Below are 11,964 nucleotides of genomic sequence, written 5' to 3'. Positions count from 1 at the left end.
GCGCAGGAGGAAGAGTGCTCTCGGCTTTCATCTCATCGCTGCGGACAGTCGACCTCAGGCGAAAGATCCTCTTCACCCTGGGCATCGTCCTCCTCTACCGGGTCGGCGCCTCGATTCCGTCGCCCGGGGTGAACTATCCGAACATCCAGAAGTGCATCGCCGAGGTCAGCGGCGGCGACGCCGGTCAGGTCTACTCGCTGATCAACCTGTTCTCCGGCGGCGCGCTGCTGCAGCTGTCGGTGTTCGCGGTCGGCATCATGCCCTACATCACCGCGAGCATCATCGTGCAGCTGCTGACCGTGGTGATCCCGCGGTTCGAACAGCTGCGCAAGGAAGGCCAGGCCGGCCAGACCAAGATGACGCAGTACACGCGTTATCTGTCCATCGCGTTGGCGATCCTGCAGGCCACCAGCATCGTGGCGCTGGCGGCCAACGGGGGACTGCTGCAGGGGTGCTCGCTCGACATCATCCAGGGCCAGAGCGACGGCATCGACATCTTCACCCTCGTCGTGATCGTGCTGGTGATGACGGCGGCCGCGGCGCTGCTGATGTGGATGGGCGAGCTGGTCACCGAGCGCGGCATCGGCAACGGCATGTCGCTGATCATTTTCGCCAGCATCGTCTCGGCAATGCCCGGCGAGGGCCAGATGATCCTGGAGAGCCGCGGCGGCCTGGTGTTCGCCCTGGTCTGCGCCGGCGCGCTGGCCATCCTCGTCGGCGTGGTGTTCGTCGAGCAGGGCCAGCGCCGCATCCCGGTGCAGTACGCCAAGCGGATGGTGGGTCGCCGGATGTACGGCGGCACCTCGACGTACCTTCCGCTGAAGGTCAACCAGGCCGGCGTCATCCCGGTCATCTTCGCGTCGTCGCTGATCTACATTCCGCAGCTGATCACGCAGCTGATCCAGAGCGGCAGCTCCAACCCGGGCACCGGGTGGTGGCAGCGGTTCGTCGCCGAGAACCTGTCCAACCCGTCGGACCCGGTCTACATCGGGGTCTACTTCGGCCTGATCGTGTTCTTCACGTACTTCTACGTGTCGATCACGTTCAACCCCGACGAACGCGCCGACGAGATGAAGAAGTTCGGCGGCTTCATCCCCGGCATCCGGCCGGGCGCGCCGACCGCCGACTACCTGCGCTATGTGCTCAACCGGATCACCCTTCCGGGCTCCATCTACCTGGGCGGGATCGCCGTGCTGCCGAACCTGTTCCTGTCGGTCGGCGGCAGCGGACCGGTGCAAAACCTGCCGTTCGGCGGCGTTGCGGTGTTGATCATGATCGGTGTCGGGTTGGATACGGTCAAACAGATCGAAAGCCAGCTCATGCAACGCAACTACGAAGGGTTCCTGAAGTGAGGGTCGTGCTACTCGGGCCACCTGGTGCAGGTAAGGGCACGCAGGCCCAGAAACTTTCCGAGAAGCTCGGCATCCCGCAGATCTCGACCGGGGACCTTTTCCGCAAGAACATCGGCGAGAACACCCCGCTCGGGGTGGAGGCCAAGCGGTACCTCGACGCCGGTGACCTGGTGCCTTCGGAACTGACCAACAAGCTGGTCGAGGACCGGATCTCCCAGCCCGACGCGGCCGACGGTTTCATCCTCGACGGCTATCCGCGCTCGGTCGAGCAGGCCAAGGCGCTCGACGAGATGCTCAAGCAGCGCAACACCAAGCTGGACGCGGTGCTGGAGTTCGCCGTGTCCGAGGAGGAGTTGTTCAAGCGGCTCAAAGCGCGGGGCCGTGCCGACGACACCGAAGAGATCATCCACAACCGGATGCAGGTCTATCGCGATGAGACCCAGCCGCTGCTGGAGTACTACCGCGACAACAACCTGCAGACCGTTGACGCGGTCGGCGGGCTCGACGAGGTGTTCGCCCGGGCGCTGCACGCGCTCGGCAAGTAGCAGATGATCGGGCTACCCGGTCTGCGCAACCGGCGGGTCGTCGCGCGGCGCACCCCCGGTGAACTCGACGCGATGGCCGCCGCGGGCGCGTTGGTGGCCGAGGCGCTCGCGGCCGTGCGGCAGGCCGCCGCGCCGGGGGTGTCCACGCTCGAGCTCGACGAGGTCGCCGAGTCGGTGATCCGCGACGGCGGCGGGGTTCCGTCGTTCCTCGGCTACCAGGGCTTTCCGGCCAGCATCTGTTCGTCGGTGAACGACCGTGTGGTGCATGGCATTCCGTCGGCCGACGAGACGCTGGCGGCGGGGGACCTGGTGTCCATCGACTGCGGGGCGATCCTGGACGGCTGGCACGGCGACTCGGCGATCACGTTCGGTGTCGGGCAGCTGATTCCGGTCGACGAGGCGCTTTCGGAGGCCACCAAGGAGGCCATGGTGGCCGGCATCGCCGCGATGGTGCCGGGTAACCGGCTCACCGACGTCTCGCACGCGATCGAGACCGGCGCGCGCGCCGCCGAAAAGCGTCACGGCCGCAGGTTCGGCATCGTCGCCGGCTACGGCGGTCACGGCATCGGCAGGCACATGCACATGGACCCGTTTCTGCCCAACGAAGGCGCACCGGGGCGTGGGCCCTATCTGGCGCCGGGGTCGGTGCTGGCCATCGAGCCCATGCTCACGCTGGGCACCACCAAGACGGTGGTGCTCGAGGACGAGTGGACCGTCGTCACCGCCGACGGTTCGCGTGCCGCGCACTGGGAGCACACCGTCGCGGTCACCGAAGACGGTCCGCGCATCCTCACGCAATAGCCTTTCTGGCGCGAACGTGGGTTACCCGCACGCCGCGAGCGCTCGGAGCGTGCGGGTAACCCACGTTCGGCGAATACTGAACTGGAGGCCCGGCAACCTCGTATCACTGATGGAGGTTCAGTTTGGAGGACCCGGAGGCCCTGGATGCCAAAGTCATGCGGATGCTCTACGACGAGCACGCCGCGGCCATCTGGCGCTATGCCGTGCGGCTGACGGGGGATACGGCCCGGGCGGAGGATGTCGTGCAGGAAACGCTATTGCGTGCTTGGCGCCATCCCGAGGTGACCGCCGACAGCGAGCGATCGGCACGGGCGTGGTTGTTCACCGTGGCGCGTAATCTCATTATCGACGAGCGGCGCAGCGCCCGGTTCCGCAGCGAATCCGGTACCCCGGACATGGAGAAAGCCGCGGACCGCGCTGGCCCCGACGAGGTGGAGACGGCACTGGACCGGATGTTGCTTGGTGAGGCCATTCGCGAACTGTCCGAGGAACATCGGGCGGTCATCCGCCGCGCCTATTACCAGGGCTGGACCACCGCACAGATCGCCGCCGATCTGCAGATCGCCGAGGGCACGGTGAAGTCGCGGCTGCACTACGGCGTGCGCGCGCTGCGGCTCAAGCTGCAGGAGATGGGGGTGACGCGATGACCGAATTCGGTTCCCCCCGAGGCGATGACGACCGCTATGTCACCTGGGACGCCGCCTACGTGCTGGGCTCGCTGTCCAGCGACGAGCGCCGCGAATACGAGGCACACCTGCAGACCTGCGCACAGTGCCGGGGCGCGGTCGCCGAACTGAGCGGAATTCCCGCGCTGCTGGCCAAGATCGACGCCGACGACATCGTCGAGCTGGATCGGCCGGACCCGCCGCCGCTGCGTGGCGAGGTGCTCGACAACCTGCTGGACAAGGTGGCGGCCCGGCGCAGGCGGGCCCGCTGGATGACCACCGCCGCCGTCGCGCTGGCCGCCGCGCTGCTGGCACTCGGGCTCGTGCTGGTGCTGCGCCCCGACAGCCTGGGCTCCCAGACCCCGCCGCCGCAGGCCTCGGGTCAACAGCTCGAAATGACCAAGGTGTCCGAGACGCCGATCAACGCCACCATCACCGTCACCGGTTACGGCTGGGGCAGCCGCATCGACATGGCCTGCACCTACGGCGACTGGGGTCAGCGCGACGCCCCGCCCCAGAACCTCGGCATGGTGGTGATCGGCCGCGACGGCAGCCACGAGCAGGTCGCCACCTGGTTGGGGCTGTCCGGCGCCACCGCTTTACCGAGCGCCAACACCCCGATGCAGGTCGACGAAATCGCCGCCGTGCAACTGGTTTCGGCCGACTCCGGAGAGGTGTTGCTCGAACGGCAGCTGTGAATTCCGCCGCTCGTTGAACTCAACTGCGCAGTGCGTCGTATCACCAGGGAAAGGCGCGCGAAGGCAGGTGAGCCATGACCCATCGGGTGGTCGACCACATCGTCGAATACCTCGCGGCGATCGGCGTCGGGCATCTCTTCGGGGTCGACGGCGCCAACATCGAGGACCTCTACGACGCCGCGCACTTCTGTGACGGGATCACCGCGGTGCTGGCCAAGCACGAGTTCTCGGCCGCCACGATGGCCGACGGATACAGCCGCAGCGGTGCCGGTCTGGGCGTGCTGGCCGCCACCTCGGGCGGCGGCTGCCTGAACACGCTGCCCGGGCTGGGGGAGGCGTTCGCCAGCCGGGTTCCGGTGCTGGCGCTCATCGGTCAGGCGCCGACGACGCTCGACGGGCGCGGGGCGTTCCAGGACACCAGCGGCCGCAACGGCGCGCTCGACGCGCAGGCGCTGTTCTCCGCGGTGGCGGTGTACTGCCGCCGCGTGCTGACCCCGGCCGGCATCGTCTCGGCGCTGCCCGAGGCCATAGCAGCCGCCAAGACATCGCGCGGGCCCGCGGTCTTGTTGCTGCCCAAGGACATTCAGCAAGCCGAATTGCCCGTCAACGGCGGAATCGAACCGTCCCAAGAACCGGTCGCGCAGCTCGGCAACCCTCACCCGATCGTTCGCGCGCTGCAACGCGCCGACGGGCCGGTCACGATCATCGCAGGCGACCAGGTCGCGCGGGACGACGCGCGCGCCGAACTCGAACAACTTCGGGCCCTGGTCCGGGCCCGGGTGGCCTGCGTGCCGGACGCCAAGGACGTGGCGGGTACGCCCGGCTCGGGGTCGTCGTCGTCGCTCGGTGTGACCGGCGTGATGGGGCATCCCGGTGTCGCGGACGCCGTTGCGGCCAGCGCGCTGTGCCTGCTGGTGGGCACCCGCATGTCGGTGACCGCACGTGCAGGCCTGGACGCGGCGCTGGCGGCGACGCCGGTGTACTCGATCGGGTCGTACCCACCGCACCTGCCGTGCACCCACGTGCACACCGACGACCTGCGCGGCTCGCTGACGCTGTTGACCGCCGCGCTGACGGGCAACGGCCGCGCCACCGGCGTGCGGGTGCCGGATGCGGTGCCGCGCACCTGTCTTCAGCCCCCAGCACACGACGGCCCGGGGATCCGGTACCGCGACGCGATGGCCGTGCTGGACGACGCGCTGCCCGACGGCGTCGACATCGTCGTCGACGCCGGCAACATCGGCGCGTCGGCGATCCACCATCTGCCGGTGCGCCGCGACGGCAGATACCTCGTCGCGCTCGGCATGGGCGGCATGGGCTACAGCTTCGGCGCCGGTGTCGGCGTGGCGTTCGCACGACGCAGGCGCACCGTGGTGATCGCCGGCGACGGCGCCTTTTTCATGCACGGCATGGAGATTCACACCGCACTGCAGTATCGGCTGCCCGTGACGTTTCTGCTGTTCGACAACCACGCGCACGCCATGTGCGTGACCCGCGAGCAACTCTTCTACGGCGACCGCTACAGCTACAACCGCTTCGGCCCGAGCCGACTCGGGGCCGGGCTGGCGGCCATGTTCCCCGGGCTGCCCGCCGCCGACGTCGGCGACCTCGAACACCTGCCCGCCGCGGTGGACTCCGCGCTCGGCCACGACGGTCCCTCGGTCATCAGCGTCGAATGCTCGGCAGACGAAATCCCGCCGTTCGCCGCGTTTCTCACGTCAGACAGCGTCCGCACAAAGGAGAACCGATCTCATGTCGTTGCCCGCACTTGATGACATCACCACCCACCGCGGCACCGCCGATCCGCTCGACGGGCTCATCCGCATCGAGACGTCGCCGCGGGAGAAGGCCACGCCGATCATCATGGAGATGATGCGGTCGGTGTATCCGCATGACCAGGTGTTCGGCGAATTCTGCACGGTCAACAGCTATATCGACTGTCCACCCGGCGAGCTGTTCGACTACATGTCCGACACCCGCAGCCTCGAAGAGTGGACCTACAGCCTGCGCGGCTTCGCCACCACCGAGGAACCCGGGCTCTGGATCGCCTACGACCGGCTCGGCTCGGAGACCCGGATCTTCACCCGCACGCGCGCCGACAGCGACGCGATGACCGTCGACTACCACTGCGCGTGGGACCAGGGCGCGCACCTGTGGATGATCTACCTGATGCGGATCGTCGACGCGCAGTTGGTGTTCGACAAGCCGGGATCGGTGGTGCTGTGGACCAACTGCCATCACCCGTTCTACGACCGAAACCCCTATCCGGAGACCGCGCCGCCGCAGCGCCCCGTCTGGGTCGGCGACTTCTGGGACATGTTCGGGGCGGGTCACCTCCTGGAGCTGCAAAACCTCAAGGCGATCGCCGAATACCGCCACCACAACGGGCTTCCCGTGACACCCGATTGGATGAGGTGAGCACATGACCGTCAGCCTTCTCGACGTCGCCACCTATCTACCGGGTGAACCGATCGGTGCGAGCTACTATGCGCAGTTCGCCGAATCGGATGACCTGCGGGACAACGTGATGTTCCGCGCGCCGCGCTTTCGCCATCATGTCGGGCCGGACGAGACCGCGGTCGACATGGTCGAGCGCGCGACCGCCGGGCTGATCGAGCGGCACGGAGCCGACGTGGTCGCCGGCGCCGACGTGTTGATCACCCACACCCAGTTGCCGGATATGCCGTTCTACGGTAGCGGCGGGGCCGTGGCGCATCGCCTTGGGATGAAACCGAATTGGGTGCTGGATCTGCACAACGGCGGCTGCGCGGCGTTCGTGCTCGGCATGCAGGTGGCGCGTCAACTACTGGCCTCGGGCGCGGGGCAGACCGCGTTGATCGCCGTCGCGCAGAACGCGGCCGGGCAGGTGTTCGACCAACCGCGCGTGCGGCGCAAGGCGCAGGCGGCCGTGCCGGGCGACGGCGCCGCGGTGGGCCTGGTGGCGGTGTCGGAGCGTTCACCGATCCTCGACGTCGAGTGCCGCACTTACGGGGAGTTCGCCGGGGACATGACCATCGCGGTGGACCCGCCGCGTAAATGGTGGCAGCCGGGTCCGGGCGAGGGCTACATCGGGTTCACCGAAAGCAAGATCACCAAGGTGCTCGCCCGCGGCAACCGTCAGGTTCCCGAGGTGTCCTATGCGGTGTGCGACCGGATCGGCGTCAAACCCAAAGACCTCGACCTGCTCGTCACCAACCAGCCCAACCGGGTGTTTCTGCGCAACTGGCGCGAGGCGCTCGAACTGCCCAAGGAGCGCCACGTCGACACTTTCGATGAGTGCGGAAACCTGTTCGCCGCGGGCATTCCGATCAACTTCGACCGGGCGATCGGTGAGGGCCGGTTGCGGGCCGGTGGCGTGGTGATGATGGCGGCGTTCGCACACGCCGGCGACTTCGCAGGAGCCGCTGCGGTGCGGTGGGGCGGTCGCTGATGACAACACCGGACCGTGACACGACCGAAGCCGCCGGTGTAATCCACGATGGGTTGGACCCGTTCGCGTTGTCGCTCAACGAGAATCCGTTTCCGCCACTGCCCGCCGTGCAGGCGGCCTTGAGCGCCTCGATCGACACCGCCAACCGCTATCCGGAGTACCTGCCGCAGCAGTTGCGCGCGCTGATCGCCACCCACATCGGCGTGCGCGCCGACCAGGTGGTCGTCGGCGTCGGCGCCACCGGCGTGATCATGCAGGTGCTGCAGGCCGTGACGCGCCCGGGTGAGACGCTGGCGATGGCGTACCCGACGTTCGATGGGTATCCGGTGTTCGCCCAGATGGCCCGGCTGGCTTCGGCCACCGTGGCACTCGACGGCCACGGCCGCCACGACCTGGACGCGTTGGCACGTGCGGCGGCCTCGGCCCGGGTGGTGGTGCTGTGCCGACCGCACAACCCGACCGGAACGATCGAGCCCGCTGCCGACATCGAGGAGTTCTTCAACCGCGTGCCGCCGGGCACCGTGGTGCTGCTCGACGAGGCCTACGTCGAGTTCCTGCCACCGGAGGCGCGACTCGACGCCGCGGAACTGGTCGCGCGGTATCCGAATCTCGTGGTGGTTCGGACGTTCTCGAAGGCCTACGGCCTCGCCGGGCTGCGCATCGGCTACGGCTTCTGCGCCCCGCCGCTGGCCCGCCGGCTGTGGGCCATGCAGCTGCCCTTCGGCATCGCCACCACCGGACTGGCCGCCGTCGTCGCCTCCTATGAAGCGGAAACTGAACTGCAGCAACGTATCCAGATGATCAGCAGCGAAACCCGGTATCTGCGCATGCGGTTGGCCTCGATGGGGGTGTACAGCACCGACAGCCACGCCAACTTCGTGTATCTGCCGCAGCGTGACCGGCCGTGGCGGGAGGTGTTCGACGGCACCGGGCTGCGGGTGCGTCACTACGCCAACGGCGGCGTGCGCATCACCGTCGGTGACCGCCGCGCCACCCGCGCCGTGCTGGCCGCCGTGCGCTGAAATCAGCAGCAGGCGCCCGCGGGGGTGAGGTAAGAAGGGGCGTGGCCTCCGAATCGTGGCAGCCTGACCACCGCGACCCCATCGCGCTGGCCCGCGCCAACTGGGAGCGCGCCGGATGGGGCGACGTCGCCGACGGCATGGTCGCGGTGACGTCGGTGATGCGTGCGCACCAGATCCTGCTGGCCCGGGTGGAAACCGCGCTGCGGCCTTATGACCTGAGCTTTTCGCGATTCGAGCTGCTGCGGCTGTTGGCGTTCAGCCGCAACGGGGAACTGCCGATCACCAAGGCGTCCGACCGGCTGCAGGTGCACGTCACCAGCGTCACCCACGCGATCCGGCGCCTGGAGGCCGACGGCCTGGTGGAGCGCACCCCTCATCCGACCGACGGCCGCACCACGCTGGTGCGGATCACCGATCTCGGCCGCTCGACCGTGGAGGACGCGACGGTGACCCTCAACAAGGAGGTGTTCGCCGACATCGGGATGTCCGAAGCCGAATCACGTGCGCTGGCCGATTCCATCGAGACACTGCGCCGAAACTCCGGCGACTTCTGACGGCCCCGCGAAATAGCATTCCGGGTCGTCGCCGGGGCGAATTTCCAGCCTGGAATGCTATTTCGGCGCTAAGGGGTGGTGGCCGCGGACGGCAGCGGGATCGTCGCGGTGACGGCCGTCCCTGCGCCCGGTCGGGACCGGATGTTGAGCCGGCCGCCGACGATCTCGGCGCGTTCGGCCATCGACAGCAGCCCGTAGCCGCCCATCTCGTCGCTGCCCAGCGGATGCTCGAAAGTGTCGAAACCGACGCCGTCGTCGACGATTTCGAGGCGCGCCACGGGCGTGGACTCGCCCGCATCGACGGCGAAGGTGAGCCGGGCGCCGGAGGCGTTGGCGTGTTTGACGACGTTCTGCAGGCATTCCTGCGCGATCCGGTACAGCGCGAGCTCGATGTGGTCGGGCAGCCGGGTCTCCTCGAGGTCGACGTCGATGTCGATCTGCGGAATCGAGCGGGCAAGGCTGGCCAGTCCGCCGGCGAGGCCGAGGTCGTCGAGCACCGGCGGACGCAGCCCGCTGATCGCCGCGCGCGCCTCCTCGAGCGTCAACTTCACCAGTTCGCGGGCCATGCCGAGCTGCTCGGCCGCGATATTCGGATCGTCGGCGCGGGTGGCGGCGTCGAGGCGGTAGGACAGCGTGACGAGCCGCTGCGAGATGCCGTCGTGAATGTCGCCGGCCAGCCGGCGGCGTTCGAGTTCCTGCGCCTCGATCACCTGCTCGACGAACACCTCGTGCGCACGTTCGCGGGCGACCAGTTGGCGGTGCAGCCGGGCCTGGTGCATCGCGCCGGCGATGAGCCGGCCGATCACCAGCAGCAGCTCGACGTCGCGGTCGGTGAAGTCGCGTCGCTCAACGGTGTGCACGTTGAGCACACCGACCAGACCACCCGGATCGGTCTCCATCGGCACCGACACCATCGACGTGAAGTCCGAGCCGCGCAGCGACTGAAACGGCATGTACCGCGGATCGGACTCCTTGTCCTCGGTGATCACCACCGGCTCGCGGTGGCTGGCCACCCAACCCGAAATCCCTTGCCCCAGGGGCAGTCTGATCTTGCCGACCTCCGCGTCGAACGGTGGCGTCGCGCCCGCGAGGGTCAGCGAGCGGTCGGTGTCGTCGAGCACGTGCACGAAGCACACGTCGCTGGCGGTCGCCGCGGTGATCATCCGCGCGGCCGCCGCGGCCAACGGCTCGACCCCTGGGCCCTTGGAGGCGGCCTGGATCAGTTCGCGCAGCAGCGCCAGCTCGCGGTCGGCGGCCAGCGCGTACTCGCTGAGGTCGCGGACCGCGTCGCCGGGTCGTGGGCCGGAGGTCAACGGTAGATCCCTTCGCGTAGCGCCGTGGCCACCGCGCCGGTGCGGTCGCTGACCCCGAGCTTGCGGTAGATCGAGCTCAGGTGGCTCTTGACGGTTTCCTCGCCGATCACCAGTTTGGTGGCGATCGCCCGGTTCGACAGCCCGTTGACGACGAACGACAGGATTTCGCTCTCGCGTTGGGTCAGGCCTTGGCGCGCGCCGGGCCAGAACTCGTCGCGCTGCAACCTCGCGGCGGTGTCGGCGGCCCTGGCGGCCATGCCGGGGTCGATCGCGGTCTCGCCGCGGTGCACAAACTCGAGCTGGCGCACCAGCTCGTCGCTGCTGATGCTCTTGAGCAGGTACCCGGACGCGCCCACCCGCAAGGCCTGAAAGAGGTACTGCTCGTCGTCGTAGACCGACAGCATCACGACCTTGCGGTCGGGGTGGCGTTCACGCAGTTCAAGGCACAGATCCAGGCCGCTGGAACCCTCCATCCGCACGTCACACAGCACGATGTCGGGATCGAGCTCGTCGATCACGCTGAGCGCACGCTCAGCACCCACGGCCTGGCCGACCACCACGACGCGTTCGGAGAACGCGGCAAGCATCGCCTTGAGCCCTTCGATCACCATCTCGTGGTCGTCTACCAGCACAATTCGTACCGGTTCGGCCGTCGCGGTCATGGCACCACCTTATTGCGGGTGCGGGCGGCGGCTGCAGAAGTTGACCTTGGTTATCCCCCCTGCGGGGGAGGCGGGCAGCTGTGACGTGAGACACCCTTGATTCATGCCGACATCGCAGGAGAAGACCTGGCGCGCCGGACGCTTCTGGTGGGACAACGCAGCGCCGGCCGCGGCCGTCAGCCAGCTGCGCGCTGTCCTCTTCGACCTCGACGCGTTGACCGACATCGAGTGCGACGGGCACCGCGTGGCCTACAACGCCGCCTTCGCCGCCCACGGCCTGAACTTCGAGTGGTCGGTCCCGCGCTACCGCCAGCTGCTGGCGCTGACCGACGAGCGGCAGCGGGTGGCGGCCGAGCTGCGCAAGCGCTGCGTGGCCACCGAGTCCGACGTGCTGACCGCACTGCTGGCCGACGACATCTACACAACCAAGACGATGATGTTCGACGAGCTGGTCCTCGCACACGATCTCGCGCCGCGTCCCGGGCTGGCGGACCTGCTGGTGGAGGCGTTCGCGGCGGGCGTGCAGGTGGCCGTGGTGACCAATGGGCAGCGCAGTTGGGCGGAGCCGTTGGTGCGGCAGCTCGCCGGCGAGGGCCTCGTCGAGGTCGTGGTGACCGCCGAGGACGTGAAGAAGACGATGCCAGATCCCGACGCGCACCGGCACGCCCTCTGGGAGCTGGGGCTGTCCGCCGAGGACGCGCTGGCCGTCAGCGGCTCGGCGTCCGGGCTGCGCGCCGCCAACGCCGCGGGGCTGGCCACCGTCGTCATCACCGGCGAAGGCACCCCCGAGATCCCGACGGCGGTGGCCGTGCGGCCGGACTTCGATGGCAGCGATCCGTTGCGCATCGCCGAATGTCAACGGCTGCACGCCAACTGGTGGAAGACCCACAAGCCGTCGGCGGCGTAGCGTCTAGTCGGTCGG

The 11,964-nt window shown here is 68.4% G+C and carries 13 protein-coding genes; 11 read left to right on the top strand and 2 right to left on the bottom strand.

Annotation, left to right across the window (positions count from 1 at the left end; translation table 11 throughout):
* Nucleotides 1-14 precede the first annotated feature (14 nt).
* The 10 genes from secY (at nucleotide 15) to G6N28_RS05500 (ending at nucleotide 9,067) form a co-directional block, all read left to right on the top strand.
* Complete coding sequence (gene secY / locus G6N28_RS05545; RefSeq protein WP_163897876.1) at nucleotides 15-1,352, top strand: preprotein translocase subunit SecY; 1,338 nt, start codon at nucleotides 15-17, stop codon at nucleotides 1,350-1,352.
* Entirely contained in the window at nucleotides 1,349-1,897 is a 549-nt protein-coding gene (locus G6N28_RS05540) for an adenylate kinase (protein ID WP_163897873.1), read from the top strand. Before secY ends, G6N28_RS05540 begins: the two co-directional genes overlap by 4 nt.
* A gap of 3 nt (nucleotides 1,898-1,900) precedes the next feature.
* Entirely contained in the window at nucleotides 1,901-2,698 is a 798-nt protein-coding gene (gene map, locus G6N28_RS05535; protein ID WP_163897870.1) for a type I methionyl aminopeptidase, read from the top strand.
* Nucleotides 2,699-2,820: 122 nt separating this feature from the next.
* Nucleotides 2,821-3,345 (top strand): sigma-70 family RNA polymerase sigma factor, encoded by a 525-nt coding sequence (locus G6N28_RS05530; protein ID WP_163897867.1) that lies wholly within the window; start codon nucleotides 2,821-2,823, stop codon nucleotides 3,343-3,345.
* On the top strand, nucleotides 3,342-4,061 hold the full coding sequence (locus G6N28_RS05525) for an anti-sigma factor family protein (protein ID WP_163897865.1): 720 nt from the start codon (nucleotides 3,342-3,344) through the stop codon (nucleotides 4,059-4,061). The genes G6N28_RS05530 and G6N28_RS05525 overlap by 4 nt, the downstream gene beginning before the upstream one ends.
* Nucleotides 4,062-4,135: 74 nt before the next feature.
* The gene (locus G6N28_RS05520) at nucleotides 4,136-5,833 is read left to right on the top strand and encodes a thiamine pyrophosphate-binding protein (RefSeq protein ID WP_163897862.1); all 1,698 of its coding nucleotides are present in this window, start codon (nucleotides 4,136-4,138) and stop codon (nucleotides 5,831-5,833) included.
* The gene (locus G6N28_RS05515; RefSeq protein WP_163897859.1) at nucleotides 5,814-6,479 is read left to right on the top strand and encodes an SRPBCC family protein; all 666 of its coding nucleotides are present in this window, start codon (nucleotides 5,814-5,816) and stop codon (nucleotides 6,477-6,479) included. The genes G6N28_RS05520 and G6N28_RS05515 overlap by 20 nt, the downstream gene beginning before the upstream one ends.
* Nucleotides 6,480-6,483: 4 nt before the next feature.
* Nucleotides 6,484-7,491, top strand: a complete 1,008-nt coding sequence (locus G6N28_RS05510; RefSeq protein WP_163897856.1) for a 3-oxoacyl-ACP synthase III family protein — start codon at nucleotides 6,484-6,486, stop codon at nucleotides 7,489-7,491.
* Complete coding sequence (locus G6N28_RS05505; RefSeq protein ID WP_163897853.1) at nucleotides 7,491-8,513, top strand: pyridoxal phosphate-dependent aminotransferase; 1,023 nt, start codon at nucleotides 7,491-7,493, stop codon at nucleotides 8,511-8,513. The genes G6N28_RS05510 and G6N28_RS05505 overlap by 1 nt, the downstream gene beginning before the upstream one ends.
* 41 nt (nucleotides 8,514-8,554) lie before the next feature.
* Nucleotides 8,555-9,067: a MarR family winged helix-turn-helix transcriptional regulator gene (locus G6N28_RS05500; RefSeq protein ID WP_163897850.1), complete on the top strand. Its 513-nt coding sequence runs from the start codon at nucleotides 8,555-8,557 to the stop codon at nucleotides 9,065-9,067.
* Nucleotides 9,068-9,135: 68 nt separating this feature from the next.
* Here G6N28_RS05500 and G6N28_RS05495 read toward each other — a convergent pair whose 3' ends face one another.
* Both G6N28_RS05495 and G6N28_RS05490 read right to left on the bottom strand, forming a co-directional pair.
* Nucleotides 9,136-10,380 (bottom strand): GAF domain-containing sensor histidine kinase, encoded by a 1,245-nt coding sequence (locus G6N28_RS05495; protein WP_163897847.1) that lies wholly within the window; start codon nucleotides 10,378-10,380, stop codon nucleotides 9,136-9,138.
* On the bottom strand, nucleotides 10,377-11,042 hold the full coding sequence (locus G6N28_RS05490) for a response regulator (protein ID WP_163897844.1): 666 nt from the start codon (nucleotides 11,040-11,042) through the stop codon (nucleotides 10,377-10,379). Before G6N28_RS05490 ends, G6N28_RS05495 begins: the two co-directional genes overlap by 4 nt.
* A 103-nt stretch (nucleotides 11,043-11,145) precedes the next feature.
* Between G6N28_RS05490 and G6N28_RS05485 the strand changes: the two genes are divergently transcribed.
* Nucleotides 11,146-11,949, top strand: coding sequence for an HAD-IA family hydrolase (locus G6N28_RS05485; RefSeq protein ID WP_163897841.1), 804 nt, complete (start codon nucleotides 11,146-11,148; stop codon nucleotides 11,947-11,949).
* The last annotated feature ends 15 nt before the right edge of the window (nucleotides 11,950-11,964 follow it).

Origin of the sequence: Mycolicibacterium pulveris, from assembly GCF_010725725.1 — a bacterium.
GTDB lineage: Bacteria > Actinomycetota > Actinomycetes > Mycobacteriales > Mycobacteriaceae > Mycobacterium > Mycobacterium pulveris.
Note: the sequence above shows the minus strand (reverse complement) of the source record. Positions and strands in the feature narration are given on the sequence as shown.

What these genes read in the sequence shown, in the direction of transcription:
- map (WP_163897870.1), top strand. Translation starts at nt 1,901, where the DNA reads ATGATCGGGCTACCCGGTCTGCGCAACCGGCGGGTCGTCGCGCGGCGC.
- G6N28_RS05525 (WP_163897865.1), top strand. Translation starts at nt 3,342, where the DNA reads ATGACCGAATTCGGTTCCCCCCGAGGCGATGACGACCGCTATGTCACC.
- G6N28_RS05520 (WP_163897862.1), top strand. Translation starts at nt 4,136, where the DNA reads ATGACCCATCGGGTGGTCGACCACATCGTCGAATACCTCGCGGCGATC.
- G6N28_RS05515 (WP_163897859.1), top strand. Translation starts at nt 5,814, where the DNA reads ATGTCGTTGCCCGCACTTGATGACATCACCACCCACCGCGGCACCGCC.
- G6N28_RS05510 (WP_163897856.1), top strand. Translation starts at nt 6,484, where the DNA reads ATGACCGTCAGCCTTCTCGACGTCGCCACCTATCTACCGGGTGAACCG.
- G6N28_RS05505 (WP_163897853.1), top strand. Translation starts at nt 7,491, where the DNA reads ATGACAACACCGGACCGTGACACGACCGAAGCCGCCGGTGTAATCCAC.
- G6N28_RS05490 (WP_163897844.1), bottom strand. Translation starts at nt 11,042, where the DNA reads ATGACCGCGACGGCCGAACCGGTACGAATTGTGCTGGTAGACGACCAC.
- G6N28_RS05485 (WP_163897841.1), top strand. Translation starts at nt 11,146, where the DNA reads ATGCCGACATCGCAGGAGAAGACCTGGCGCGCCGGACGCTTCTGGTGG.